This is a genomic window from Caloramator sp. (assembly GCF_020054765.1).
GTDB classification, from domain to species: domain Bacteria; phylum Bacillota; class Clostridia; order Clostridiales; family Caloramatoraceae; genus Thermobrachium; species Thermobrachium proteoclasticum.
In genome coordinates, this window is the sequence record NZ_JAIHAO010000015.1 from 15,534 (window position 1) to 41,619 (window position 26,086).

The following is a 26,086-nucleotide window of genomic DNA, read 5'->3' on the forward strand; positions in this document are numbered from 1 at the left end:
TTGTGTTTAATTGGGGGTATATAAATGTATAAGATTTTAAACAAAAAGACTTTGGCAGAAAATATAATAATGTTTGAAGTAAAGGCACCAATGGTTGCAAAGTCTGCAAAACCTGGTCAGTTTGTTATTGTTAGAATAGATGAAAAGGGAGAAAGAATTCCTCTTACAATATGTGATTATGATAAGGATTTAGGCACTGTTACAATAGTCTTTCAGGTGGTTGGTGCTTCTACAAAGAAAATGTCAAAATTAAGCGAAGGAGAGTTTTTATTAGATTTCGCAGGGCCTCTTGGAAACCCATCTGAATTTGTTAGTTTAAATACTGATGAGCTTAAGAAGAAAAAGTTTCTCTTTGTAGCAGGGGGAGTAGGTACAGCACCAGTGTATCCCCAGGTTAAATATTTAAGAGAAAAGGGAATAGACTGTGATGTAGTTATAGGTACAAGAAATAAAGATTTAGTGATATTAAAGGATGAAATAGAAGCATTAGGATGCGGATTGTATATATGTACTGATGATGGAAGCTTAGGGCTTAAGGGGAGAGTTACTGATTTTATGAAAAAGCTATTTGATGAAGGTAATAGATATGATGAGGTTGTAGCAATTGGCCCAATGATTATGATGAAATTTGTATGTCTTCTTACAAAGGAATATAATATAAAAACTACAGTAAGTTTAAACTCAATAATGGTTGATGGAACTGGTATGTGTGGTGCCTGTAGAGTAACAGTTGGAGGTCAAACTAAATTTACGTGTACAGATGGGCCTGAATTTGATGGGCATTTAGTAGATTTTGATGAAGCAATAAATAGGCAGAATATGTTTAAGGATGAGGAAGTAAGAAGACTACATCATAGTAGAGAATGTAGCTGTTTTTAATGGAGGTTTTATCTATGGAAAGAGTTCCAGTTAGAGAATTAGATGCAAAGGAGAGAATAAAAAGCTTTAATGAAGTGTGCTTAGGTTATAGTGAAGAGGAGGCAATAAAGGAGGCCTCAAGGTGTTTAAACTGTAAAAATGCTAATTGTGTTAAAAAATGTCCTGTTGGAATTGATATACCAAAGTTTATCGATCACATTAAAAAGGGAGAGTTTAAAGAAGCAGCAGAGGTTATATTTATGTATAACAACCTCCCTTCCATTTGTGGAAGAGTATGTCCACAGGAAATTCAGTGCGAAGGTGGGTGTGTTCTTAAAAACAAGGGACAAGCAGTTGCAATAGGAAAACTGGAAAGGTTTGTTGGAGATTATGTATTAGAGAATAATTTAGATGTGGTAAAAAGAAAACCTATAAATGGTAAAAAGGTTGCTGTTGTTGGAAGTGGACCAGCGGGATTATCCTGTGCATCAACCCTTGCATCTTTAGGATATGAAGTTACTATATTTGAGGCACTTCACGAAGCAGGAGGTGTTTTGGTTTATGGAATTCCTGAATTCAGGCTTCCTAAGGAGAAGATTGTAAAAAGAGAGATAGAGAATCTAATAAAATTAGGTGTTCAAATTAAAACTAATGTAATAGTTGGAAGGACAGTAACGATAAATCAGCTTATGGATGAAATGGGATATGATGCAATATTTATAGGAACAGGAGCTGGGCTCCCAAAGTTTATGGAAATAAAGGGCGAAAATGCAAATGGTGTTTTTTCTGCAAATGAATTTTTAACAAGGGCAAATCTAATGCGAGCCTTTTTAGACGAGTATGATACACCTTTAAAGATAGGTAAAAAAGTGGCTGTTGTAGGTGGAGGAAATGTAGCAATGGATGCTGCAAGAACAGCAGTAAGACTTGGTGCAGAGGTTCACATTATATATAGGAGAACAGAGGAGGAAATGCCAGCAAGATTAGAAGAAATACATCACGCAAAGGAAGAAGGGGTAATATTTGATGTTTTAACAAATCCAGTTGAGATATTAAAAGATGATAAAGGCTGGGTAAAGGGGATGGTTCTTAGAAAAATGGAGTTAAAGGATGCTGATGAAACTGGACGTAGAACACCTGTTGAAATTGATGGTTCAGATTATATTGAGGAATTTGATACAGTAATTATGGCAATAGGAACAGTGCCTAACCCTATAATTACCTATACAACAAATGAAATAAAGATAAACAACAGAAAATGCATAATAGTTGAAGAGGAAACAGGAGAAACAACAATGAAGGGAGTATATGCTGGTGGAGATGCAGTAACTGGAGCAGCAACTGTGATACTTGCAATGGAGGCAGGCAAAAAAGCCGCCTATGCAATACACAAAAAGTGCCACCCAGGTGAAATGTTACATTTCCACTATATGTAAAAAATACCTGCAATTGTGACAGAAGCACCTTAATTTTAGTAAATAGTGATGAAGGTGATTCTAAAATTATCTATTTAATTTGCAGTATAGTAGACGAACCACATCTTAAGTGAAGTGAGTTTGCTTTTGAGATGTAAAGTTGAGATAATTCTCAATGAAAAGTTAAATATAAAAAACATTGTAAAATTGGTGCTGTAGAGTATTAATGTATTAACACTCTACAGCACTTTACATTTATAGGTAATTTTAATCAAAAATAGTTATTTATAAAAATTATCTATTTAACAAGTTGTGTAGAAATAAATTATACTAAAATTAGAAAATTCAAAAAAGGGGGATTAGTATGGGATCAAAAAAATCAATTATTATTAATGGCTTAATAGTAGGTTTATTGTCAGTTCTTCTTGTAAAGTATGGAAACCCTGTTAATATGGGTATTTGTATTGCTTGCTTTATAAGAGATACAGTAGGAGGACTTGGGTTACATAGGGCAGAGGTTGTTCAATATGTTAGACCTGAAATAATAGGTATAGTACTTGGTGCATTCCTTATGTCTTATGGTAAAAAGGAATTTCAATCAAGAGGAGGCTCATCACCTGTTACAAGATTTGTATTAGGATTTATAGTTATGGTTGGAGCACTAATGTTCTTAGGTTGTCCACTAAGAATGGTTTTAAGGCTTGCCGGAGGAGATTTAAATGCTTTATTTGGAATTATAGGATTTGTAGCAGGAATAGGTTTAGGAATAATATTTTTAAATAAAGGATTTACATTGAAAAGAACGTACAATCTAAACAAGGCAGAGGGTTTTATATTTCCAGCAATAAATATAGTGTTACTTGTATTACTGATTTCAGGTTCAGCGGTTTTAATCTTTAGTCAAAAGGGACCAGGTTCACAGCACGCACCAATTTTATTAGCACTTGCTGTTGGTTTAATTGTTGGTGTGTATGCACAAAGAACGAGGCTTTGTATGGTAGGTGGAATTAGAGATTTAATTTTATTTAAAGATTGGTATTTAATATCAGGATTCTTAGCAATATTTGTTGCAGCACTTTTAGGAAATATTGTCTTTGGATTTTTTAAATTAGGGTTTGTAGGTCAACCTGTTGCACATACTGATGGATTGTGGAACTTTTTGGGTATGGCCCTTGCAGGATTTGGTTCAGTTCTACTTGGTGGATGTCCTATGAGACAGTTAATATTAGCAGGAGAGGGTAATATAGATTCTGTAATTGCTGTCTTAGGTATGGCAGTTGGAGCTGCCTTTGCACATAATTTCAAACTTGCATCCAGTGCACAAGGTCCAACAGTAAATGGTAAAATTGCAGTTTTAATTGGATTTATAGTAGTGGCTTTAATTGGATATTTCAATATAGAAAGAAGTGTTGATTTTAAAGTGAAGGGGGATGTAAACATTGAAGGCTAATTTAGTAGATGCAAGAGGAAGATCGTGCCCAGAACCAGTTTTATTAACAAAAAAGGCACTCACTTTATACAAAGATGGGGTTGATGTTGTACTTGATAATTCAACTGCAAGAGAAAATATAAAAAGATTTGCAACCAACTTAGGATATAAAGTAAATGTTAAGGAAAACGGTCAAGACATATTTATAGAAATTAGAAAAGAGTGATTTTATGTATATTGTAACTTTTCATACACAATCAGCAGCTTTTATGTATAAAAGGCTTCTTGAACAAAACGGAATAGCTGTTGAACTTATGCCTACTCCTCGAAGGATAAGTTCAAGCTGTGGAATTTCCGCAAGGGTTTTTGATGAAGAGGCACTTAAATTTCTTATTGATGATTTAGATGGTATATATAGTGAAGAATTAAATTTAATAATAAAAAATGAATAACAAACTGAACCTTTGGTTAAATACCAAAGGTTATTTTTTAAAGGACTTTACGACGAAGCTAAAATTAGAGCAATAGACTTGATTAAAACTATATTGGATAATAATGTAGCTTAAAGTTGCTTTACCCTTAAATATATTGTTATAATAAATACTACTTACAATATAATTTTGGGGGTGGAAATATGTACAGCTATAAACCAAGTAGTGTATGTGCTGATGAAATATTATTTGATGTTAAGGATGGAAAAATCACTAATGTTGAATTTATTGGTGGATGCCCAGGTAATGCAATAGGCCTTGCAAACCTTCTTGAGGGTATGGAGGTAGAGGAGGCTATAAAAAGATTAAAGGGAGTAAGATGCGGAGCAAAAAACACATCCTGTCCAGATCAATTCGCAAAGGCACTTGAGGATATAATAAAAAATAGTCGCTAATTTTAGCGACTATTTTTATAACAGCTTGCACACAGTACAAAAAATACTATATAATAATAATAGATATTTAGAAGTTTGTCTAAATATCTAAAGGAGGTGGTTATATGAATTTGCCATTTAAAGCTTTATCAGACCCAACAAGAAGAAAAATAATTATGTTACTAAAGGAAAAGGATTTAACAGCAGGGGAGATAGCAGAACACTTTAATATGACAAAACCAAGTATTTCACATCATCTTAGCATACTAAAGCAGGCAGATTTAGTTTCTGATGAAAGAAAGGGACAAAACATATATTATTCTTTAAATACAACAGTATTCCAGGAACTTATAAATTGGTTTTTTGAAATCATAGATTATAATGAAGGGGTGAATAGAGATGAGAATAGGTGAAAAAATAAAAAAGGATTGGCCCATTTTATCTTTAATAGTTATTACCTTTATAATAAGTCTTATTTTATATCCTTATCTGCCAGATAAGGTTCCAAGTCATTGGAACATAAAAGGAGAAGTAGATGCCTATTCAAGCAAACTATTTGGGGTATTAATGATAAATTTAATGAATTTAGGACTGTATTTCTTATTTTTAATCCTTCCTAATCTTGACCCTAAAAAAGAAAACTATGTTAGGTTTTCCTCAGCCTATAATATAATTAGATATTTCCTGCACGTTTTTTTTGTAATTGTACAGCTAACCATAATATTTGCAGCTCTTGGATTTAAAATACAAGTAGATTTTATTATGACAATATCCGTTGCAATAATGTTTATATTATTTGGAAATGTTATGGGAAAAATTAAACACAACTATTTTGTTGGAATTAGGACTCCGTGGACGTTAGCAGATGAAAGGGTTTGGATTAAAACCCATAGATTTGCAGCACCTCTTTGGGTTATGTCTGGTTTTATTATGATTCTTGTATCCATTAAGGGTGGTATAACTGCATTCATAGTTTTAATTGTTGCAACGTTAATTAGTGCCTTTGTACCAATGATTTATAGTTATAATGTTTATAAGGAATTAAATAAGAAGTAGTTGGGTAAATCACCAACTACTTCTTAATTTTTGATTTCAACTCCGCCTAATATAGAAAAACATCTTACATAAAGTGTTTTTTCCTGTTCAGGACTAAAGAAGGTTTTATTATCCCATCCACCTAAGATAGGTATTCCAGTAACAACAACCTTACAATCCTTAGGCACCTTTAAATCTATTCCACCCATTATTGCAGTAGTAGTTATTTCGGCATAGCTGCCATCTATTTTACAATTCGTAAGATCAACTTCAGCACCACCTAATATACAAGTAATGCTTCCACCTTTAAATTTAGTAGCGGCATTAATAGTTTCAAGTGATGATAGTATTGTAAGATAATCTATAAAGTTGTCTTCTCTAAATTTGTTTTTTTTGTATTGGATACATTCTGTGAAAAAATAAGGGATATTCCTATTACAATTAATATTGTAGGCCATATATACTCTTTAAACTGGCCAGGAAGTAAATCAAGATGCCATACCTGAAGTATAATACCTACAACTAAAAAAGACATACCAGTTGCATTTATGCTCTTGTATTCTATAAATTTATAAATTCCATAGATAATAATCAAGGACGGCCAGTATTGCCTTATAAGTAAATTTATATCGATTATCTGTAATTGTGATAAAATTAGGAAGATACCAATTACAATTAGTAATAATCCCATTTTCTTTCTTCCATTCATTTTAACCCCTCCTTCCTTATAATTTATTATACTATAAAAAATTATATTTAGTAATAAAAATAAAATATTTACAATTATATAATATATTTAACAAAAATGGACAGCTATAAGTTTATGTGATAAAATTTATATATCATAAACTGTTTAACACGGGGTGTAACTATGATACCTACAGTTTCAAATGTTCAGTTTTCAAGTAATTTAAGAAATTTAGGTAATGCATCTCAGGATTTTTTAAATTTAGATTTAATATTAAGGGTTACAAAATCTCTTGAAGCCTCAATAGATGAATTTATTATGACCTATGATCCTAAAAAGTATTATAGGGGTATGAAGGGTATATCGACTAAAAATGTAGGTTTAAATATAAATATATATGCATAAAGGTACCTTAGTTAGGTACCTTTTTTAATAATATTCCACCTATAATAAATAAAATAATTACACTAAACACTCCATTGTTAGTTTTGCCTGTTAGCTGTGCAACAAGACCAACTAAAAATGGCCCCATTATAGCAGCAAACTTTCCAAATATGTTGTAAAAACCAAAGAATTCATTTGAACTTTCTTTTGGTACAAGCTTTCCAAAATATGAACGGCTAAGTGCCTGTATTCCACCTTGTGATGTTCCAACAAGCATTGCAAGTATCCAAAAGTCAACTGCAGTTTTTAAGAAGTATGCATAAACACAAATTCCAGTATAAATAGCTATTGCAACATAAAGCATAGTTTTAGTTGAGTATTTTTCTGAAAGCCTACCATATAGAATTGCAAAGGGGAAAGCTACAAATTGAGTAAGAAGAAGTATAATCAAAAGGCTTGTAGCACTAATACCTAAATCAGCACCATAGGATGTAGACATTTTTATAATAGTATCCACTCCATCTATATAGAAGAAATATGCTAAAAGGAATATAAAAAGAGGCTTGTGTTTCTTTATATCTTTAAATGTATTTATAATTCTTCTAAAACTTGCTGATATAGGATTTTTTTCAGGTTCTATAAAATATTTTTGCTTTACATTTTTAATCATAGGAATTGTAAAAATACCCCACCATATAGCAGTTATTACAAATGAAATCTTTGATGCAGTATATACGCTCAGTGGAATTTTATTAAACTGTGCTAATATTACAATAATCATACAAATTATAAAAGGGATTGTGCTTCCAATATATCCAAGTGCATAACCCATTGTAGATACCCTGTCCATTCTGTCTTCACTTGTTACATCAACTAAAAAGGCATCATAGAATATATTGGCCCCTGAAAAACCAACAACAGTGAAAAGATAAATTACAAGTAGAATAAACCACGCATTTTTTGTAGGAATTGCAAGTAAAGATGTAGAAATGATTCCAATTAAAAAGAATGTTACAAAAAATTTTTTCTTATACCCTTTATAGTCTGCAATTGTTCCAAGAATAGGTGCTAAAAGTGCTACAACTAAAGTAGCAATTGAGTTTGCATATCCCCAATAGGCAGTAGATGTTGCCTTATTAATATTAGCAGCGTCCGTTAACATTTTAAAATACAGAGGCAAGATAGTTGTAGTAACAGTCATAGAATATGCAGAGTTTGCCCAGTCATACATAGCCCAGCTTTTCTCTTCTTTGTTAAGGTTCATAAACATCCCCCAATTCATTTTAAATTTATAGAATTTAACAGTATGGCCTTTATATCTGTTATATTAATGCTGTTAAGCTGCCTTTTAGTTTCACCCCTATCCCATAGACAAAAGAGAGTTTTATGCTTATTAGGAAGTTGTCCGTGGGCAGCTCTGTGATCTGATGGTACAATATAATCTTTAATATTTTTGTCTGTAAAACAATATCCTGATGAAGGTTCAAGCATTAAAAATGCATTTTTGTCAAACCCTAATTTTATATAATCCGATGCGGTAAATATTTTTTCTATTGTTCCTTTGCTCTGTCTATTAAAATCCTCTATTGAATAATATATTTTATCTTTTATATTATTTGACACCTCCCTTCTTAAGTATATATATGCAGAACCATCACAGGATTTAAAATACAAATAATCTGAAAGCTTTTTCTGCTTAAAATACTCATTTAAAGAAATAGCACTATGAACATCTAAACTACCGTGGTCACCTAATATTGCTATTTTATAATCTAAATTAGATGCAACATCAAATATTCTCTTCAGCCTTTCTTCGTGTCTTAAAATAGCCTCTTTAACTTTTTCAGATTTTGTACCATATATGTGCTTCTGTGTATCAAGGTCTGTAAAGTGAACAAGTACAAGATTTGGTCTTTTGTATTTTAATGTGTATAGGGCTGATTCTAAGACAAAATCATCAAGATTTGGTTGTTTTAGACCATTGAGCATTTTTCCAAACTTTTTATAAATAGATAGTTGAAATAGCTTACTCCCTGCAAAGAGGGATACAATTATCTGATTTTGCCAAGGTCTATTGGCAAATATTTCAGGCATATTGTAATCTATTTTCCCTCCGCCAGTTGTAGGCCAAAGAAGTGTACAGAGCGTACCCCCTTTATTTTTTACAATATCTAATAGAGTCTCGCACTTTATATCACTTTTGTACCAAAACCAATCTGGAGAGGTGCGACTTGGCTGAAGCTTTGTGTTATTTACTATACCGTGCTCATAGGGCTTTTTTCCTGTTATTATACTGGCGTGGTTGGGATAAGTGAGTGTAGGATAAACTGGTTCTACGTCGAGGGAATAGATAGAGTTGTTTAATATATAATTAAACGTTGGTAGATCTCTTGTTGTTTTAAAATCATCTTTACATAAAGCATCAAAGGAGATTACAATAAGTTTTTCCTTCAATTTTAACACCTCAATTCAATTATAATACAAATATATTTAATATATATTAAGTTTTGGAAAAATATTTAACTATTTTATATGTATTAGAGTAGTTTTATTCTTTCTATGAAAACCTATTAAACTGAAACTAAACAAATAGATTATTTTATAAAAGCCCCATAAAGGACTTAAATACAAAGTGAATCCTTTATGGGGCAAATAATAAGCAGTTACTCAAACTACATTAATATTCTATTTATACATACCATCTTTTAAAATATTTGAAATAACTTTCATCTCCTCAATAATTTTATCTTTTTCTAAAACAATTTCACCCTTTTCATTTTTATGAGTTTTAATGTAGCTGTTACCATAACCTTCAAATACCCAAGAAATTATTTTAATTGCATTTTGAACATCCACGTCTTTTTTTAGTTTAGAAAAATCAATATTTTTGAAGATAGCGTCATATCCAAACCTTTGATATTCTAAAAGTATAGGTGTAAGCTCCTTGATTACCTCCTTTGGAGTGTTTAAAAAGGCATCTGTTAGAAGCTTAAAGATATATGGGTATTTCTCCATAAGATTAAATTTAACAAGGTTCCACTTAATGATTCTCTCAAATATATCAGTCTCTGAAAAATCCACAATTTTAAAGAATTCATCATACAGTAGAGGAACTGCATATTTTATTGTTTCTATATATAGTCCCTTTTTGCTTTTAAAATAGTGAAATAATATTCCCTTTGATATAGAAGCAGCCTCTACAATTTTATTAGTAGATGCGTTTTTATATCCTTCCTTTGCAAATTCCTCTATAGCAGCCTTTATTATTTTTTCTTTTTTTTCTTCAGGTATATTGTTTTCTTTTTCCAAAATAATTCACCTCTTGTCTTTAATCCTTCTGTAGTTTAAGGATGTCAACCATAGACACATTAAATATTCTCTTTCTTGAAATAAACTTAGAAATCAAAAGTACAATATAGATTATAGCATATCCTAAAATTGAATACATTGGGTCTATTTCTATAGGCATTGCTAAATTCATATCCTTTAAAGAGGTATTTAAAATAGAACTTAAGAATCCCTTTACAAAAGGTATAGAAATTATATAACCTATTAAACTTGGTATAAACATAAATGAAAGCATAAGTGAATTTATTTCCCCTTCGCTATATCCTAAAATCTTTAAAAGAGAGATAGAGTGTTTGTTTTCTTCAATTATTAAAGATGTAACAATATATACTACTATCAAAGCAATTATAAAGGATAATACTCCCATAGCAATTAGCATATATTTAACAGGTTCAAGGGCTACGTCAAAGGATTTTAATATTTCTTCAATGCTTTCAATTTTTAATATCTTATTATCATCAATATTAAGTTTTTTATCTGAGTAAATTCCATTTATGCTCTCTTTATCTTCATTCAAAATCTGGTTTAGCATTTGGAGGGGCATATAAATAACGTTTCCAGTATATACATCCACCACATCGTCAATTTGAATATCTATTGTTTTATTGTTGAATAGATTAATAAGCTTCACAGAACTTTTCTTATTTAACTTATCATATAAAGAGCTTGTTATATAAACCTTATTAACTTTAACTTCGTTTTTACCCTTTGTGAGCTTTATATGTTTTGGTGCTTCTTCAAGCCCGTATATTATTATATTATCGTTTGTTTCTTCGTTCTTAAAATATGCTATCTTAAATCCTTCAGCATTTATTTCATTTTTATTTATATTTTCCTTTAAAATATAGCTATATTTATACTTAAATGTCCCTTTAATAGATTTATTAATCAATGCGTCTACTGAACCCTTTGCAGCAAAACCAACAAGTAGAAGTGTTGATGCTGTAAATATACCAAATATAAGAAGTATAATCTTTGAAAATCCCCTCAATGATTCTCTTATTCTGAACTTATTCTTAAACTTAAATCTACTTAGATTAATATTTGCAAAGATTGATATTTTATCCTTTTCCATTTTTCCTCTTAAAAGAGTAGTAGGTGAATACTTTAAAAGTTTTGCAGATGCAACATAGGCAGACAAAGAAAGAATTAAAACAGATTCAAGTACTCCATATAAAAGAAAGCTATATTTAACATTAGGGCTTACAGGAATATTAAAGTAGAAAACATAGTAGTCTGTTAGTGGTTTTTGTAAAAGAATTGTAAAAAGTGTTCCAAGTATTGTACCAAATATAGATATTATAATTGGATAAAATAGATAATGTCTTTGAATTTCAGATTTAGTATATCCAAGGGCATAGAGTGTTCCTATTTCCTTTATTTCAAGTTTAATTATTCTTTTTAACAGAACAAATAGGAGTATAAAGGTTAAACTTAGGAATAAAAGAGGTATTTTAACCGCAAGCTGAGGAAGTTGTTCAATTTTCTTTTTTGCTAATGTGTATCTTAAATTATCCTTTATGTCCTGCCACATAAGTATTTTATATTCACTATCTATATATTCCTTTGCATTACTTATATCTCCCTTGATGCTGTAGAAATAAGTCAAATTGCCATATTTTTTTATGTCATTTGAAGTTATAATTGCAACACCGAATTTAGTTGGATCTGCCATTAAATCGGTAAGTGATTTAGTTGGATATATATAATCAGGAATTGATACAAAACCAGAAACCAAATATTCATATCCTCCTAAATTTATTACATCTCCAATTTTAATTCTGTTTGCCTTTGCGTAGGCAGGGTTTAATGCAATTTCACCATCCTTAATCATTCTTCCTTCAATTATAAGTGGCTTATTTATTTCACTGTTAAGTTCTATTAATCTAATAGTTGATTCCTTAAAATCAACATCTACCTCATATCTTTTTTCTAATGAGACATTAAACATATCTTCTATTTTATTAATATCTACTTCCTTCAGGGTTAAAAATTTTGCATCTTCAATATTTGTTCTATTGTTGTAGTTATCTGTTGCTTCATTAAAATTAGATGCCAAACTACCAAATATAGAGTATAAGGAGATTGATAGTGCAACTAAAAAAATCAGTCCAATATACTGCATTTTGTTTTGAAGAAGAACACGTTTAATACGTTTATTTAAAATCATTACCATTCTACCTCCTTAGGGGAGATTCTTTCTTTATTTAATTTAACATCTGTTATTTGTCCACTTCGCAACTTGATAATTCTATGACACATAGATGCAATGCTTGTATTGTGGGTTACAATAAATATAGTTGTACCATACATTTTATTTATTTTATCAAGCAATTCTAATACTTCTTTTGATGTATTGTAATCAAGGGCACCTGTAGGTTCATCACAAAGTAGTAGTTTTGGATTTTTAATAATTGCCCTTGCAATGGATATCCTTTGCTGTTCACCACCGCTTAGTTGTTGAGGAAATTTGTTTTTATTCTGTAGCATACCAACAGCCTCTAAAACTTCGTCTATTTTAAGAGAACTTTTAGTGAGTTCAGCAGCAACCTCAATGTTTTCATAGGCAGTTAAATTAGGTATAAGATTATAAAATTGAAAAACAAATCCTACATTGTCACGTCTGTATTTTGTGAGTTCCTTATCAGATAGTTTGCTAACATTTAAATCCCCAAACATAATTTCACCATCAGTTGCTCTGTCAATTCCTCCTAAGATGTTGAGAAGAGTTGATTTACCAGAACCAGAAGGGCCTAATATAGCAACAATCTCTTCTTCATTTGCCTCAAAGGATACATTCTTTAGAGCATAAAATGAATTAGTTCCAGTTTTATATTCTTTAGTAACATTTTTGAACTTAATTGACATATCTATACCTCCCTTGACCATATGGTCAATATTTTTAATTTAATTATACTTCCTTTTGACCACGTGGTCAATACCTGCAATACGTTATTTTTTCATCATAATTTATAAATTCCCCCCATATTATAGTAATAAAATAGAAGGGAAATTGGAGGGTAATATGGACTTCAATCAGCTAATTAAGAGTGATAGAGAAAAAAATAGCAAAGAAAAGTTTGAAGGTACTTTTTTAGATTATCTTGAAATATTAAAGAATAATCCAGAAATTGCAAAGCTATCTCATAAAAGAATGTACGACATAATAGTCAATAAAGGATACGAGGTTTTAAAACCAGAGGAAAATCCAAGGGTTAGAAAGATATATGGAAATGAAGTGATTAAAAAATACAACTTCTTTAGGGACGAGTTCTTTGGGATTGATAAGGTTCTAATGAAAATAGTAAACTACTTCTATTCTGCCTCGATGAAGGGAGAAGAATCAAGGCAGGTTTTGTATCTAGTTGGTCCTGTTGGTGCTGGTAAATCATCTATCGTTGAAGCACTAAAAAGGGCACTTGAACAGTCACCTCCAATTTATGCACTAAAGGGATGTCCAATGAGGGAAGAACCACTTCACTTAGTTCCAAATCACTTAAGACCTGAATTTGAAAAATTGCTAAATGTTCAAATAGAGGGAGACCTATGTCCTATATGCAAATACAGGCTTATGAATGAATATAATGGGGAATACGAGAGGTTCCCAGTTGTTACAACTAATTTTTCAATTAGATCAAGAAAGGGAATAGGAGTTGTACCACCTGTAGATCCAAATAATCAAGATACATCCGTTCTAACAGGTTCAATAGATATATCGAAGATGGATTTATATCCAGAAGATGATCCAAGAATACTTTCATTAAATGGTGCCTTCAATGTTGGAAATAGAGGAATTGTTGAGTTTATAGAGGTATTTAAAAACGATGTGGAATATCTCCACACAATAATAACAGCTACTCAAGAAAAATCAATCCCATCACCAGGTAAAGGACCTATGATTTACTTTGATGGAATTATAATAGCCCACTCCAATGAGGCTGAATGGAATAAGTTTAAGTCAGACCATACTAATGAGGCGATCCTTGATAGAATAGTTAAAATAGAGGTTCCATACTGCTTAGAGTTAAATGAGGAAGTTAAAATCTATGAAAAGATACTAAAAAAGAGTAATTTTAAGGCTCATATAGCTCCACATACAATTGAAGTTGCAGCAATGTTTGCTATTCTTTCAAGGCTGACACCTTCTAATAAGGTGGATATGATGACAAAGCTTAAACTATATAACGGTGAGGATATATTAGAAAATGGAACAACAAAGAAGATAGATATAAAGGAACTAAAGGAGGAGGCAGGCCCAAGGGAGGGAATGACTGGCATATCAACAAGATTTATAGTTAAGGCAATAGATAATGCTCTCTCAAGCTCTGAATATGATTGTATAAACCCATTAAGTGTAATGGAGAGTATATTAAAGTCTGTAAGAGAACTTGATGTTAGTGAAGATGAAAAGAAAAAGTATACTGCATATATACAGGATACAATAAGAAAAGAATATAATAAGATTTTAGAGAAGGAGATAACAAAGGCATTTATTCACGGATTTAGAGAGCAGGCAGAAAGTCTATTTAATAACTATATAGATAATGCTGAGGCATATGTTAACAAAACAAAGATAAAGGATAAGGCAACTGGTGAAGAACTAAATCCAGATGAAGCCTTTATGAGGTCAATTGAGGAACAGATAGGCATTTCTCCAAACTCAGCAAAGGGATTTAGAACTGACGTTACATCCTATATGTTCTATGTTATGAGAAATGGTGGAAAGATAGATTATACCAGCTATGAGCCACTAAGGGAGGCAATTGAAAAGAAGCTTATAGCCTCAGTAAAGGATTTGACAAGGATAATAACAAAATCCAAGGTTAGGGATAAGGAACAGGATGCAAAATACAATGCAATGGTAGAAAAGATGAAGGAGGATGGCTACTGCGACCACTGTTGTGATGTTATATTAAAATATGCAGCAAATAATCTATGGAAGGATTGATGTGTATGGCTATTTTTCGTGATATGCATTCGGATCCTGTTGAGCACGACCGTTCCATAGAGGATAGAAGAAGGCATAAAAAACTTGTTGAGAAGGCAATTAAAGACAACCTTGCAGATATATTATCGGAGGAGAGTATAATAGGTGAGAGTAAAAACAAAAAAGTAAAAATTCCAATAAGGGGGCTTAAGGAATATCAGTTTATATATGGCAAAAATACAAAGGGTGTTGCTTCAGGTGATGGTACTGAAAAAAGAGGAGACAGAATAGGAAGTGAAAAGAAGCAGGGTATGGGACAGCAGGGGGCAGGAAATCAACAAGGAGAAGAGATGTATGAACTTGAAATAACAATAGATGATATATTTGATTATCTGTTTGAGGATTTAGAGCTTCCTGATATGGATAGGAAAAAGACATCTGAGATATTAGTTGAAAGCAGCAAGAAGAGGGATGGATATCAAAAATACGGAATAAGGCCAAGGCTTGCAAAGAAAAAAACTGTTATGGAGAAGATAAAAAGAAAACAGGCAAGGAAAAGAGCCTTAAGAGAGATGAACCTACCTGTTGACATTGAAAGATTCCTATTTGTTGAGGATGATTTAAGATATTTTAGGATTAAGAAGAAGTTTAGAAGGGAGAGCAATGCAGCAATTATATGTATTATGGATATTTCAGGTTCTATGGATAATACTAAAAAGTTTATGGCAAGATCTTTCTTCTATATACTGTCAAGATTTATAAGAAAGAAGTATAAAAATGTACAGGTGGCCTTTGTGGCCCACACGACAACAGCAGAGGAGGTTAATGAATATCAATTTTTCCATAGGGTTGAATCTGGAGGAACCTATATTTCAAGTGGTCTTAATAAGGCACTTGAAATAATAAATACAAGGTTTAATCCAGAAAATTGGAATGTATATGCCTTCTATGTTAGTGATGGGGATAACTGGAGTGAGGATGATGAAAGGACTATAAAATCAGCAAAGGAACTTTGTAGAGTCTGCAACCTCTTTGCCTATGCAGAAGTTATGCCAAACAGCTACAGTATGACTATAAAAGGAAAACTCACAAAGGAGATTAAGGATAAAAATTTTATTGCAGTTTCTGTTAGCCATAAAAATGAGCTGTGGGACGGCTTAAAGGCAATGCTTAAAAAGAAGCAGAAGGGGGGATATTGATGGATTATTCAATAAAGGAGCTAATGTATTGGAATGATAAGATAGAGAAGATAGCAAAGGATTTTGGACTAAACTTCTATGAGCAGGAGTTTGAAATAGTAAGCTATGAAGAAATGCTATCCTATGAAGCGTATATAGGAATGCCATCAAGATATCCCCACTGGAGTTTTGGAAAGGCTTATGAAAGAACAAAAACTTTATATAGATACAATTTAACAGGACTTCCCTATGAGATGGTAATAAATTCAAATCCTTGTCTTGCATATCTAATGAAGGAGAATACTCTTCTCCTTCAAATTTTAACAATGGCACACGTCTATGCCCATAATGATTTTTTTAAAAACAATAGACTTTTTAAGGAAGGAACAAATGCAGATTATACAATAGATATGTTTAAAAGGCACGCTAATTTAATCCGAGAGTATATAAAGGATCCATCAATAGGTTATGATAAGGTTGAAAGGGTTATAGATGCGGCCCACGCACTTAAACTTCAAGTTAAAAGGACGATTTATAAAGGGAATGATGAGGAAACACAAGATTCTAAATATAAGTTACCTGAGGAGGATTTGCTTTTATTTATAATAAAATATAGTGATATTGAGGATTACAAAAAAACAATTGCCGAAATGATAAGAGAAGAGGCCCTATACTTTATACCACAGATTGAAACTAAAATAATGAATGAAGGATGGGCAAGTTTTTGGCACTATAGAATCCTAAAGGAATTAGACCTTCCTCAAGGACTCTATCTTGAGTTTATAAAAAGGCACAATGATGTAGTGGCACCTCATCTTGGGGGACTAAACCCATATTATGTTGGATACAAGATATTTGAAGATTTAGAGAGAAGATATGGTATTAAAAAAATATTTGAAGTTAGGGATGTAGATAGAGACTCCTCTTTTATTAGAAGATATTTAACACTTGAGCTTTGTCAGGAGATGAACCTTTTTGAATATGTAAAAAGAGATAGTGAATATATAATTAAAGAGGTTTCGGATGATGAGGGATGGAAGGAGATTAGAGATACCTTAAGTAATAACTGTGGAATGGGGCTTGTACCATATATACAGGTTGCTGATGTTGAAAGGGATAGAACTTTAATTTTAGAGCATATATACGATGGACGTGAACTTCTCCTTGAATATGCAGAGGCCACATTGAAGCATCTTGTTGAGCTTTGGGGGCATCCAGTTATTTTAAAGACACAATTTGGAGGAAAAGAATACAGGATATACTGTGATGAAAAAAAGAGTATAAAAAGGGGAGTATAAAAAATATTGACAAAAATAAATTTTATATATGATATAATTATTTTGTAATACAAATGAAAAATAGGAGGATAAAATGAAAATCAAAAAGATTCTAAATAACAATACTCTCCTTGTAAGTGATAAGGGAGTAGAAAAAATTGTTATAGGTTCAGGAATTGGTTTTCAAAAGAAAATAAATGATATAGTTGATAAGAGTAAAATAGAAAAAGTGTTTGTTATGGAAGATAAGAGTGAATATGAAAAGTTTGAAGAGATAGTAAAGAGCTTTCCTCAAGAATATGTAGATGTTGCTGAAAATATTATTCATTATGCTGAAAACAAATTAAATGTTGAACTAAATCCACACATATATATTGCCTTAACTGATCACTTAGCATTTGCCTTTGAAAGATTTAAAAAAGGTATAATAATAAAAAATAAGCTTCTTGAGGAGATAAGATCCCTTTATTTTGATGAATTTAAAATCGGAATTTGGGCGAAAGATTATATTAAGCAAAAACTAAATATTGAAATTCCAGAAGATGAAATAGGTTTTATTGCACTACACATTCATACAGCAAAGAATAACTATAGGGATATAACAATAACAATGGATATTGCTTCTATTATTAAGGATATGACAAATATAATAGAAACAAATCTTAATATAAAAATAGATGAACAGTCAATATCATATCAGAGATTAAAGACTCATTTTCATTTTGCATTAAAGAGAATCATTAAAAAAGAGAAAACTTTTGATATAGATGAGGAATTGTTTGAAGTAATAAAAACAAAATATTGGAGGGCATATAATATTGCAAAACAAATACAACAGCACATATATAATGAATATGAATATTTTGTTCCAGATGAAGAATTGGCTTATATTTCTCTCCACATACAAAGAATTATAAATTTTGCTTGACAACATAAAAAAAATTATATATTATGAAAGTACAAACAAATATTTAGGGATTGTTACTGGTGATGCAGGCAAGACCCAAAGTGACAGTAGTGTTGTTCTACTGGTGCTTTGGGTCTTTTTTGTTTATAACAATTTAAGTTAGTGCCCGGGACTAATTTAAATTGTAAAAAAAATAAAGGAGGTAGTTTTATGGAACATAGAGAAATAGCTAAAAGGATTCTTGAACTTGTGGGTGGAAAAGATAATATAATAAGTGCAGCACATTGTGCTACAAGACTTAGAATGGTTTTAAAGGATGAATCTAAGGCAAACATTGAGGAACTTGAGAGACTTGATGAGGTTAAAGGAGTATTTTCCAACACAGGACAATTTCAAATAATTTTGGGACAAGGTTTTGTAAACAAAGTTTACAAGGAATTTGTAAAAATAGCAGATATTAAAGAGGCATCCACAAGTGATTTAAAGAAGGATGCTATGCAAAAGATGAATCCAGTTCAAAAGCTTGCAAGAATATTATCAAATATATTTGTACCCATTATACCAGCAATAGTTGCAAGTGGACTTTTAATGGGACTTTTAGGTATGTTTAAAACATTTAATTTAGTAAATCCAGATAGTGGATTATTCATAATGGTAGATATGTTTTCAAATGCTGCCTTTGTATTTTTACCCATATTAGTTGCCTTTAGTGCAGCGAAGGAATTTGGTGCGAATCCATTTTTAGCAGCAGCCCTTGGAGGAATACTTATTCACCCTGCACTACAAAATGCTTGGACAGTTGGTGGAGGAATTGAAAAGACAATAAATGTATTTGGACTAAATGTTGCAATGGTTGGTTATCAAGGAACAGTATTGCCTATACTAATAGCTGTATGGATACTTGGTATAGTAGAAAGAAATATAAGAAAAATTGTTCCAGAAGTTTTAGATATACTATTAACTCCATTTTTAACAATAATGATAACAGGGTTTATTTCATTAACAGTAATAGGGCCTGCAGGTAGACTTATTGGAGAAGGAATATCCTTTGTATTAAATTTTGCTTACAATAGCGTTGGTGTATTGGCAGGACTAATATTTGGTGGATTATATTCAACTATTGTCATAACAGGAATACATCATAGTTTCCACGCAATTGAAGCAGAACTTATAAAAAACGTAGGGGCAAACTTATTATTGCCAATTTGGTCAATGGCAAACGTTGCACAAGGTGGAGCAGCTTTTGCAGTATATTTTAAAACACAAAATGCAAAGATGAAGTCTGTTGCACTTCCAGCAGCAACCTCTTGCTTACTTGGTATCACAGAAGCTGCAATATTTGGAGTTAACTTAAAACTTATGAAACCATTTATAGCAGCTGCAATTGGTGGAGCGTTAGGAGGAGCATATGTTGTTGCCACAAAGGTTGCTATGACAGCTGTTGGTGTCACTGGTATTCCAGGTACTGCAATTGTTCAAACTACATCAATGCTAAACTATATAATAGGTATGGTAATTGCATTTGTTGCAGCATTTATTGCAACCTATGTATTAGGATTTGAAGATAAAGAATAATAAGCGAATAATATTAAAAGTGGGTGAAAAAATGAAGGGTGTTGTAACGCTTGGAGAAGTATTAATTGATTTCATACCTATAGATGATAATATGACATTTAAAAAGAATCCAGGGGGAGCCCCAGCAAACGTTGCAGCTGGGGTTTCAAGGCTTGGAGGTAAGTCAGGTTTTATTGGTAAGGTTGGAAATGATAATTTAGGCAGATATTTAAAGGATGTTTTAGAGAACTTTAATGTGTCAACCCAAAATATGATATTAACAGATGAAGCACACACAGGTATTGTGCTTGTAACATTGGATGAAAATGGAGAGAGAAGTTTTGAGTTTTATGTAAACCCAAGTGCAGATAGCCTTTTGAGGGAAGATGATATAAAAGAAGAGATGTTTGAGGGATATAGAATACTTCACATTGGAACCATATCAATGATAAATGAAACCTCTAAGAAGGCTACACTAAAGGCAGTAAAACTTGCAAAGGAAAAGGGAATGTATATATCCTTTGATCCAAATTTAAGATTGAATTTGTGGGAAAGTGAAGAAAGGGCTAAAAATACTGTTTTTGAAGTATTAGATTATGTTGATATTTTAAAGCTATCAGATGAAGAGATAAGATTTATAACAGGTAAAAATGATTTAAAGGAAGCTATTAAAGAATTTGAAAAGTATGGTATAACATTAATACTTGTAACATTAGGAAAAGATGGTGTCTTATTAAACTATAAAGGAAGATTAGAAAAAGTAGAAGGTTTTCCTACAAAGGTGGTAGATACAACAGGTGCAGGAGATGCCTTTGTTTCTGGAATGCTCTATTCAATCTCAAGCTGCCAAAAAGGGTTTGAAGATATAACATTAGATGATATAAAGTATTTTGCAAAGATAGCCAATGTGTGCGGTGCCTTTGCAGTATCTAAAAAGGGAGCAATGTCTGCACTACCTACATTAGATGAGGTATTAGAGATATTAAAGAGGTGATGAATATGAAACTATATGCACCAGAGGGGAAATTCTTATGGGATTTTTGGATATATGAAGAAAATGGGATATATCATTTGTTTCACTTAGAAGCACCATTAAATGAGGACTCCCACAGTAGGCATAGAAATTCGACAGTTGGTTATGCAGTATCAAGGGATTTGGTAAATTGGGAGTATAAAGGAACTGTTCTTAAAGCATCGGAGTTAGAAGATGATTGGGATAGCGTATCTATTTGGACGGGATGCACTATTAAAAAGGATGATACCTATTATATGTTTTACACCTCAAGGTGTAAAAGGGATATTGCAGATGATGGATATGTAGGACACACACAAAGAATTGGAGTGGCAACATCTAAAGACTTAATAAATTGGGAGAAGTATAGAGGAAATCCTATCATAGTTGCTGACGATAGATATTATGAAAAACAGCCGGATGCCTATAACAAACACGAAGGTTGTAGAGATCCATTCGTTGTATATGATGAGGATGAAAAAATGTACTATGCATTTTTTACTGCAAGAGATAAAAGTGGACACCCTAAATATAGAGGTTGTATAGGAAGGGCAAGGTCAAAGGATTTAATTAATTGGGAGGTTATGCCTCCAGCTGCATCACCACATATTTTTACTGATATGGAGGTGCCATCACTTCATAAACATAATGATAAATGGTATATGATATTTGCAGTAAAAAAAAGAATGGTATAGCCCAGATTATATTAAAGAGATTCATCCTGATGAACCGCAAACGGGTGTTTTATATTATGTTTCAGATAGCCTATCAGGAGAGTTTAGACCATTATCTGAAAATATTGTTTTGTCTGGGAATGAACAAGAGATGTATACTGGAAGAATAGTTAAATCTCCACAGGGAGAAGATGTATTTTTATCCTGGTATGTTGGTGATGATGAAGGATTTAAATGGAACGAAAAATCCTATAAGTTATCTTTGCCAATTAAAATTGAGTATGATGAAGTAGGTAATATGAAGCTTAGTAATATATAAACTGAATAATAAATTTAAAAAACTTCCTTGGATAAAACCAAAGGGAGTTTTTTATTTTATATAAATTAAAGTTTTACAAAAAAATAACGATAAAAATAATGTCGAAAATAATAAATTAATGACGAATAATGTTATAATATTAAGGCAAAGTGGGAGAAAAAGGGAGGGAGCTCCGTGTATATAAAGAAAAAATTACCGCTATTTATTGCACTACTTGTGTCAATACCACTAATTATTTTAACAGCAGCTATCTATTATTATTCATCAAGACAGCTTATTGAAATTAATAAAGCAAAAATAAATGAAGTAGTTACAGTTGAGGCTGAAAATATCTCTGTAATATTGAGTATGTTTTCTAATGAAATAGAGGATATTGCACAAAACAAAAAAGTAAAGGATTTTATAATAAACAGGGATGAAAAAAGCAAATATCAGGCGTATGAGTATATAAAAAATAAAAGTGAAATAGAGAGTACGAGCTATTTGTCAGAATTTAGAAATTTTATTCTAAAGCCTAAGTTAAAATATAGATCTGTTATATTAGGAAGCAGAGGAGAGATATTGTTAGATACAGATGATAAGCAGTATATTCCTGAAGGGTTAAATTCTGAGATAATGAAAAATGTTAATATAAATAGAGTATATATGAAGCCAATTTATACAGATAAGTATGATTCAAAGCTTCTTGTAGCCGTGCCTGTTGTCTCTGATAATAATATAATAGGTGTTTATTGTGCGTATTTTGATATAGATGAAATAGGGTTTAAATTCTTTAATTATGAGATTGGTAAAAACAGATATACCTATATTGCGGATTTAAATGGTACAATTTTATACCATCCTGATATAGATAGAATTGGAACAAAGGTGGAAAATGAGCTTTTAAATAATATAATAAATAAGATTAATAATGGAGAAAAAATAGAAGAGTATAGTGGTATTTATGAATACAGGGGAACAAAAAAATATATGGCTCTAAAATATATGAAATCTACAGGATGGATAATTGTTGTAGCTCAGGATTTAAGTGAAATACTTTCAGTATCAAGGAATATAACGGGTATATCACTAATTCTTCTAATAACATTTATAGTTATATCCATACGTTTTGGGATGAGGTTTTCAGAGACAATAACAACACCACTTACCAACCTTATGAATGCAATGAAGGCAACAGAAGAGGGAAGATTAGAACAGCAGTTTATTTATAACCGTGAAGATGAGTTTGGAAGTTTAAGTAAAGCATATAACAGTATGATAAATAGATTAAAGAATAACTATACTGAGCTTGAGGCGTTATATGAGGAGCTTGCAGCAACAGAAGAAGAGCTTAGAGTACAATATGACAATTTAATAAATTCAGAGGAACAGTTAAGGATTAGCGAAGAGAGGTATAGGATAGCTCTCGAGGCTGGCAAGAATGGTATATTTGAGTGGAGCACAAGGGATGATATTTTGTATTTATCAGAACAGTTTAAAAAGCTTATAGGATACGATTTTGAGGATATTAAAGTAAGAGACTTAATAAATAAAATAGTTTTACAAGAAGATAGAAAAATATTGTATTCAGCCTATAGAGAACATATAGAAGGAAGAAGGACTTGTATAGAGTGCGAAATAAGGGTTAACACGGGGTATGGCCTGATAAGATGGATGTATATTAAAGGAAGAGTTATAAAAGAAAAAGAAGGCGAGAAAATAATATCTGGTGCTATGATGGATATAACAGAACGAAAGGAATATGAAGAAGATATAAAATATCTTGCCTTCTATGACACCCTAACAGATTTGCCCAATAGAAGATATTTCATAGAGGAGTTGGAGAAGGAAATAAAAGATAAAGATAAAAATAAAAAGTTTGCTGTTTTACTACTTGACCTTGACAATTTTAAAAAGGTAAATGATACCTTAGGGCACGATGAAGGAGATGCACTTCTTAGAAAAGTAGCATCTATATTAAAAAAAATATGCAAATGATAACGTGTTTGTTGCGAGGTTTGGAGGAGATGAATTTTTAATTCTTCTAAGGCAGTTTTCAAATTTAAATGAAATCAAAGCACTTGCAAAAAATATTATTCACGACCTAAAGGAAGGAATAGATGTTATAGGGAAAAACATATATACAACAACAAGCATAGGTATAGCAATTGTTCCAGATGATGGTGACAATGTAAATGATATAATTAAAAATGCAGATACCGCTATGTATAAGGCTAAGTCAGAGGGTAAAAATAGATATATTTTCTTCAGTGCTGAAATGATTGAAGAACTTGAGAAAAGGATAGAAATAGAGAAGATTCTTTTAGAGTCTTTGAAAAGCAAAGATTTTAAACTGGTTTACCAGCCACAGGTTTCTTCTAAAACTGGAGAATTACACGCCTTTGAGGCCCTCGTTAGGTTAAAAAATTATAATATATCTCCTGCAGAGTTTATTCCAGTTGCTGAAGAAACAGGCATTATTGTGGAGATAGGATACTTTGTTATTGAAGAAGCTGTGAGACAAATAAAGGAGTGGATAGATAAGGGGATAGAAGTAAAACCTATAGGAGTTAATTTGTCTGCAGTTCAATTAAGGGATGAGGGTTTTGTAAGTAATGTAAAGTCAATAATAAAAAAATATTCCATTGAGCCAAGTTTATTAAAGATAGAAATAACTGAGAGTGCATTGATGGAGGATAAGGAGAGAAATATAAATATAATAGAACAGCTCAAAGAAATGGGAATACAAATTGCAATAGATGATTTTGGGACGGGCTATTCCTCTTTAAATTATTTAACCTTTATACCTGTAGACTATATAAAACTTGATAAGTCATTTATAGAAAAGATGTTTGCAAAGGAAGGTAAAAAGGAAGTTTTAGATGGAATAACATTTTTAGCACATCAGCTTAATTTAAAGGTTGTAGTGGAAGGTATTGAAGATAGAGAACAGTTTAATTATCTAAAGTCTAAGGGATGCGACTATATGCAGGGATATCTTTTTAGTAGACCAGTTGATAAGGAAGAGGCAGAAAAGCTCTTTGGAAAGAGGTTTGAAGTATAAGGAGTGCCGCATATATGAAATGTTAAACTTACATTTTATTATTGATAATATGAAAAATTTATAAGTGAATCTATAATAAATAAGACAGGTATTACCAAATTTAATACCTGTCTTTTGTTTATATTGATTGAAAATTGTAATTCAAATTCACAGTCTATTAACAATTTTATCACTAACTCTCCACATAGAGGGTATATTCTATGTACAAGATGAGGAGGTGATTGAATGTTTGTAGGCTTAATAATTTTAGCTGTTTTTGCTATTTATTTTTACAATCAAAATAACAAAAATGTAAACCAAAGAGCTATAGAAATACTTGATAAAAAGCTCATAGATGGAGAAATTAGCGAAGATGAATATCTAAATAAAAAATATTTGATTGAAAGGTAGGGATTATTAATGAGACACGGATTTTCAGGTGGTTTGCCAAGAGGTTTTGGTGGAAAATTAGGAGATGGTAGCTTTTTATTTCCTTGGATGCATCTTATAGATTTAGCCTTTGTACTTTTAATTATATTTATTGGATATATGCTCTTTAAAACATATAAAAGGCAGAGCTCAATTAACTCAGCAATAGAAATTTTAAATATAAAGTTTGCAAAGGGAGAAATTAGTGAAGAGGAGTATATAAATAAAAAGAATTTAATAAAGAGTAAGAAAATAAATAAGGCCTAATCATAAGATTAGGCCTTTTGGCAGGGGCAGTAGGAATCGAACCCACAGCCTACGGTTTTGGAGACCGTTGCTCTACCAATTGAGCTATACCCCTTCGACATAGATTATTCTATAATATATTATGACATTTGTCAACACCTAATTATAAAAAAATATAGGATATTTTAATCAGTGTAATAAGTCTCCTATTTATATAAGTATGGGTAGTTTATAATATAGGGTTAGTATATATAAAAAGTTATGTATGAATTATCCCTAAGAAAAAACATTGTTTTTTTCAGATTGTTGACAAACCTAATTGTTAGCTAAATTATGAAAAAGCCCTATGAATGGATTTCAATTGGCTCTTTCGTGAGCTTTAGCAATTCTTAGCTTTTCGACTTTGGAAAAGTCCGTAACTCGGCACAGGACGTGCCGAGCCGAGCGGCCATCAGGACGATGGCATCGCGAGGGTAGGACTTTTTCAAACAAAGAAAAGCTTAGAATTGATTAGCGAAA

The 26,086-nt window shown here is 31.6% G+C and carries 28 protein-coding genes and 1 tRNA gene; 21 read left to right on the forward strand and 8 right to left on the reverse strand.

Annotated features, from left to right (window positions below; genetic code table 11):
• The first annotated feature begins 24 nt into the window (after positions 1-24).
• The 8 genes from JG776_RS06980 (at position 25) to JG776_RS07015 (ending at position 5,623) form a co-directional block, all read left to right on the forward strand.
• A complete protein-coding gene (locus JG776_RS06980) occupies positions 25-879 on the forward strand; it encodes a sulfide/dihydroorotate dehydrogenase-like FAD/NAD-binding protein (protein ID WP_291966007.1) in 855 nt (284 codons plus the stop codon).
• A complete protein-coding gene (gene gltA / locus JG776_RS06985; RefSeq protein ID WP_291966009.1) occupies positions 879-2,294 on the forward strand; it encodes an NADPH-dependent glutamate synthase in 1,416 nt (471 codons plus the stop codon). The genes JG776_RS06980 and gltA overlap by 1 nt, the downstream gene beginning before the upstream one ends.
• A 343-nt stretch (positions 2,295-2,637) precedes the next feature.
• On the forward strand, positions 2,638-3,723 hold the full coding sequence (gene yedE, locus JG776_RS06990; protein ID WP_291966011.1) for a YedE family putative selenium transporter: 1,086 nt from the start codon (positions 2,638-2,640) through the stop codon (positions 3,721-3,723).
• On the forward strand, positions 3,713-3,928 hold the full coding sequence (locus tag JG776_RS06995) for a sulfurtransferase TusA family protein (RefSeq protein ID WP_291966013.1): 216 nt from the start codon (positions 3,713-3,715) through the stop codon (positions 3,926-3,928). Before yedE ends, JG776_RS06995 begins: the two co-directional genes overlap by 11 nt.
• 4 nt (positions 3,929-3,932) lie before the next feature.
• Positions 3,933-4,154 carry a DUF3343 domain-containing protein gene (locus tag JG776_RS07000; protein WP_291966016.1) on the forward strand — a complete coding sequence of 74 codons (222 nt, stop codon included), beginning with the start codon at positions 3,933-3,935 and terminating at the stop codon, positions 4,152-4,154.
• A gap of 182 nt (positions 4,155-4,336) precedes the next feature.
• A complete protein-coding gene (locus JG776_RS07005; RefSeq protein ID WP_291966018.1) occupies positions 4,337-4,588 on the forward strand; it encodes a TIGR03905 family TSCPD domain-containing protein in 252 nt (83 codons plus the stop codon).
• 104 nt (positions 4,589-4,692) lie between these two features.
• The gene (locus tag JG776_RS07010; protein ID WP_027308189.1) at positions 4,693-4,980 is read left to right on the forward strand and encodes an autorepressor SdpR family transcription factor; all 288 of its coding nucleotides are present in this window, start codon (positions 4,693-4,695) and stop codon (positions 4,978-4,980) included.
• Positions 4,967-5,623, forward strand: coding sequence for an SdpI family protein (locus tag JG776_RS07015; protein WP_291966020.1), 657 nt, complete (start codon positions 4,967-4,969; stop codon positions 5,621-5,623). Before JG776_RS07010 ends, JG776_RS07015 begins: the two co-directional genes overlap by 14 nt.
• 23 nt (positions 5,624-5,646) lie before the next feature.
• Here JG776_RS07015 and JG776_RS07020 read toward each other — a convergent pair whose 3' ends face one another.
• On the reverse strand, positions 5,647-6,060 hold the full coding sequence (locus JG776_RS07020) for a LiaF domain-containing protein (protein WP_291966023.1): 414 nt from the start codon (positions 6,058-6,060) through the stop codon (positions 5,647-5,649).
• The gene (locus JG776_RS07025; RefSeq protein ID WP_291966025.1) at positions 5,964-6,311 is read right to left on the reverse strand and encodes a DUF5668 domain-containing protein; all 348 of its coding nucleotides are present in this window, start codon (positions 6,309-6,311) and stop codon (positions 5,964-5,966) included. The genes JG776_RS07020 and JG776_RS07025 overlap by 97 nt, the downstream gene beginning before the upstream one ends.
• 162 nt (positions 6,312-6,473) lie before the next feature.
• On the opposite strand from JG776_RS07025, the gene JG776_RS07030 reads away from it, so the two are divergent.
• Positions 6,474-6,695 carry a hypothetical protein gene (locus tag JG776_RS07030; protein WP_291966027.1) on the forward strand — a complete coding sequence of 74 codons (222 nt, stop codon included), beginning with the start codon at positions 6,474-6,476 and terminating at the stop codon, positions 6,693-6,695.
• A gap of 7 nt (positions 6,696-6,702) precedes the next feature.
• Here JG776_RS07030 and JG776_RS07035 read toward each other — a convergent pair whose 3' ends face one another.
• The 5 genes from JG776_RS07035 to JG776_RS07055 form a co-directional block, all read right to left on the reverse strand.
• Entirely contained in the window at positions 6,703-7,938 is a 1,236-nt protein-coding gene (locus JG776_RS07035; RefSeq protein WP_291966029.1) for an MFS transporter, read from the reverse strand.
• 14 nt (positions 7,939-7,952) lie between these two features.
• A complete protein-coding gene (locus JG776_RS07040) occupies positions 7,953-9,128 on the reverse strand; it encodes an ectonucleotide pyrophosphatase/phosphodiesterase (RefSeq protein ID WP_291966031.1) in 1,176 nt (391 codons plus the stop codon).
• 231 nt (positions 9,129-9,359) lie between these two features.
• The gene (locus JG776_RS07045) at positions 9,360-9,983 is read right to left on the reverse strand and encodes a TetR/AcrR family transcriptional regulator (protein ID WP_291966033.1); all 624 of its coding nucleotides are present in this window, start codon (positions 9,981-9,983) and stop codon (positions 9,360-9,362) included.
• 19 nt (positions 9,984-10,002) lie between these two features.
• The gene (locus JG776_RS07050) at positions 10,003-12,192 is read right to left on the reverse strand and encodes an ABC transporter permease (RefSeq protein WP_291966035.1); all 2,190 of its coding nucleotides are present in this window, start codon (positions 12,190-12,192) and stop codon (positions 10,003-10,005) included.
• Positions 12,192-12,890 (reverse strand): ABC transporter ATP-binding protein, encoded by a 699-nt coding sequence (locus tag JG776_RS07055; RefSeq protein WP_291966037.1) that lies wholly within the window; start codon positions 12,888-12,890, stop codon positions 12,192-12,194. The genes JG776_RS07050 and JG776_RS07055 overlap by 1 nt, the downstream gene beginning before the upstream one ends.
• 157 nt (positions 12,891-13,047) lie before the next feature.
• Here JG776_RS07055 and JG776_RS07060 point away from each other — a divergent pair, with 157 nt between their 5' ends.
• The 12 genes from JG776_RS07060 (at position 13,048) to JG776_RS07115 (ending at position 25,588) form a co-directional block, all read left to right on the forward strand.
• Positions 13,048-14,970: a PrkA family serine protein kinase gene (locus JG776_RS07060; RefSeq protein WP_291966039.1), complete on the forward strand. Its 1,923-nt coding sequence runs from the start codon at positions 13,048-13,050 to the stop codon at positions 14,968-14,970.
• 5 nt (positions 14,971-14,975) lie between these two features.
• Complete coding sequence (yhbH, locus tag JG776_RS07065; protein ID WP_291966041.1) at positions 14,976-16,148, forward strand: sporulation protein YhbH; 1,173 nt, start codon at positions 14,976-14,978, stop codon at positions 16,146-16,148.
• On the forward strand, positions 16,148-17,425 hold the full coding sequence (locus JG776_RS07070) for a SpoVR family protein (RefSeq protein WP_291966043.1): 1,278 nt from the start codon (positions 16,148-16,150) through the stop codon (positions 17,423-17,425). Before yhbH ends, JG776_RS07070 begins: the two co-directional genes overlap by 1 nt.
• A gap of 73 nt (positions 17,426-17,498) precedes the next feature.
• Positions 17,499-18,332 carry a PRD domain-containing protein gene (locus JG776_RS07075; protein ID WP_291966045.1) on the forward strand — a complete coding sequence of 278 codons (834 nt, stop codon included), beginning with the start codon at positions 17,499-17,501 and terminating at the stop codon, positions 18,330-18,332.
• A gap of 189 nt (positions 18,333-18,521) precedes the next feature.
• Positions 18,522-19,886 (forward strand): sucrose-specific PTS transporter subunit IIBC, encoded by a 1,365-nt coding sequence (locus JG776_RS07080; protein WP_291966047.1) that lies wholly within the window; start codon positions 18,522-18,524, stop codon positions 19,884-19,886.
• 31 nt (positions 19,887-19,917) lie between these two features.
• On the forward strand, positions 19,918-20,859 hold the full coding sequence (locus JG776_RS07085; RefSeq protein ID WP_291966049.1) for an aminoimidazole riboside kinase: 942 nt from the start codon (positions 19,918-19,920) through the stop codon (positions 20,857-20,859).
• A gap of 5 nt (positions 20,860-20,864) precedes the next feature.
• Positions 20,865-21,572, forward strand: a complete 708-nt coding sequence (locus tag JG776_RS07090) for a glycoside hydrolase family 68 protein (RefSeq protein WP_291966050.1) — start codon at positions 20,865-20,867, stop codon at positions 21,570-21,572.
• 130 nt (positions 21,573-21,702) lie between these two features.
• Entirely contained in the window at positions 21,703-21,870 is a 168-nt protein-coding gene (locus JG776_RS07095) for a hypothetical protein (protein WP_291966052.1), read from the forward strand.
• A gap of 174 nt (positions 21,871-22,044) precedes the next feature.
• Positions 22,045-23,847 carry a diguanylate cyclase gene (locus JG776_RS07100; protein ID WP_291966054.1) on the forward strand — a complete coding sequence of 601 codons (1,803 nt, stop codon included), beginning with the start codon at positions 22,045-22,047 and terminating at the stop codon, positions 23,845-23,847.
• A gap of 4 nt (positions 23,848-23,851) precedes the next feature.
• The gene (locus tag JG776_RS07105; RefSeq protein WP_291966056.1) at positions 23,852-24,913 is read left to right on the forward strand and encodes a bifunctional diguanylate cyclase/phosphodiesterase; all 1,062 of its coding nucleotides are present in this window, start codon (positions 23,852-23,854) and stop codon (positions 24,911-24,913) included.
• Positions 24,914-25,138: 225 nt separating this feature from the next.
• The gene (locus tag JG776_RS07110) at positions 25,139-25,303 is read left to right on the forward strand and encodes a hypothetical protein (protein ID WP_291966057.1); all 165 of its coding nucleotides are present in this window, start codon (positions 25,139-25,141) and stop codon (positions 25,301-25,303) included.
• A 9-nt stretch (positions 25,304-25,312) separates the two neighbouring features.
• Positions 25,313-25,588: an SHOCT domain-containing protein gene (locus tag JG776_RS07115; RefSeq protein WP_291966059.1), complete on the forward strand. Its 276-nt coding sequence runs from the start codon at positions 25,313-25,315 to the stop codon at positions 25,586-25,588.
• 18 nt (positions 25,589-25,606) lie between these two features.
• Here the strand turns inward: JG776_RS07115 and JG776_RS07120 are convergent.
• Positions 25,607-25,682 (reverse strand) — tRNA-Trp (locus JG776_RS07120).
• Between the last annotated feature and the right edge of the window lie 404 nt (positions 25,683-26,086).

What these genes read in the sequence shown, in the direction of transcription:
- JG776_RS06980 (WP_291966007.1), top strand. Translation starts at nt 25, where the DNA reads ATGTATAAGATTTTAAACAAAAAGACTTTGGCAGAAAATATAATAATG.
- gltA (WP_291966009.1), top strand. Translation starts at nt 879, where the DNA reads ATGGAGGTTTTATCTATGGAAAGAGTTCCAGTTAGAGAATTAGATGCA.
- yedE (WP_291966011.1), top strand. Translation starts at nt 2,638, where the DNA reads ATGGGATCAAAAAAATCAATTATTATTAATGGCTTAATAGTAGGTTTA.
- JG776_RS07000 (WP_291966016.1), top strand. Translation starts at nt 3,933, where the DNA reads ATGTATATTGTAACTTTTCATACACAATCAGCAGCTTTTATGTATAAA.
- JG776_RS07005 (WP_291966018.1), top strand. Translation starts at nt 4,337, where the DNA reads ATGTACAGCTATAAACCAAGTAGTGTATGTGCTGATGAAATATTATTT.
- JG776_RS07010 (WP_027308189.1), top strand. Translation starts at nt 4,693, where the DNA reads ATGAATTTGCCATTTAAAGCTTTATCAGACCCAACAAGAAGAAAAATA.
- JG776_RS07015 (WP_291966020.1), top strand. Translation starts at nt 4,967, where the DNA reads ATGAGAATAGGTGAAAAAATAAAAAAGGATTGGCCCATTTTATCTTTA.
- JG776_RS07020 (WP_291966023.1), bottom strand. Translation starts at nt 6,060, where the DNA reads ATGGCCTACAATATTAATTGTAATAGGAATATCCCTTATTTTTTCACA.
- JG776_RS07025 (WP_291966025.1), bottom strand. Translation starts at nt 6,311, where the DNA reads ATGAATGGAAGAAAGAAAATGGGATTATTACTAATTGTAATTGGTATC.
- JG776_RS07030 (WP_291966027.1), top strand. Translation starts at nt 6,474, where the DNA reads ATGATACCTACAGTTTCAAATGTTCAGTTTTCAAGTAATTTAAGAAAT.
- JG776_RS07035 (WP_291966029.1), bottom strand. Translation starts at nt 7,938, where the DNA reads ATGAACCTTAACAAAGAAGAGAAAAGCTGGGCTATGTATGACTGGGCA.
- JG776_RS07050 (WP_291966035.1), bottom strand. Translation starts at nt 12,192, where the DNA reads ATGATTTTAAATAAACGTATTAAACGTGTTCTTCTTCAAAACAAAATG.
- JG776_RS07055 (WP_291966037.1), bottom strand. Translation starts at nt 12,890, where the DNA reads ATGTCAATTAAGTTCAAAAATGTTACTAAAGAATATAAAACTGGAACT.
- JG776_RS07060 (WP_291966039.1), top strand. Translation starts at nt 13,048, where the DNA reads ATGGACTTCAATCAGCTAATTAAGAGTGATAGAGAAAAAAATAGCAAA.
- yhbH (WP_291966041.1), top strand. Translation starts at nt 14,976, where the DNA reads ATGGCTATTTTTCGTGATATGCATTCGGATCCTGTTGAGCACGACCGT.
- JG776_RS07070 (WP_291966043.1), top strand. Translation starts at nt 16,148, where the DNA reads ATGGATTATTCAATAAAGGAGCTAATGTATTGGAATGATAAGATAGAG.
- JG776_RS07075 (WP_291966045.1), top strand. Translation starts at nt 17,499, where the DNA reads ATGAAAATCAAAAAGATTCTAAATAACAATACTCTCCTTGTAAGTGAT.
- JG776_RS07080 (WP_291966047.1), top strand. Translation starts at nt 18,522, where the DNA reads ATGGAACATAGAGAAATAGCTAAAAGGATTCTTGAACTTGTGGGTGGA.
- JG776_RS07085 (WP_291966049.1), top strand. Translation starts at nt 19,918, where the DNA reads ATGAAGGGTGTTGTAACGCTTGGAGAAGTATTAATTGATTTCATACCT.
- JG776_RS07090 (WP_291966050.1), top strand. Translation starts at nt 20,865, where the DNA reads ATGAAACTATATGCACCAGAGGGGAAATTCTTATGGGATTTTTGGATA.
- JG776_RS07095 (WP_291966052.1), top strand. Translation starts at nt 21,703, where the DNA reads ATGTATACTGGAAGAATAGTTAAATCTCCACAGGGAGAAGATGTATTT.
- JG776_RS07110 (WP_291966057.1), top strand. Translation starts at nt 25,139, where the DNA reads ATGTTTGTAGGCTTAATAATTTTAGCTGTTTTTGCTATTTATTTTTAC.
- JG776_RS07115 (WP_291966059.1), top strand. Translation starts at nt 25,313, where the DNA reads ATGAGACACGGATTTTCAGGTGGTTTGCCAAGAGGTTTTGGTGGAAAA.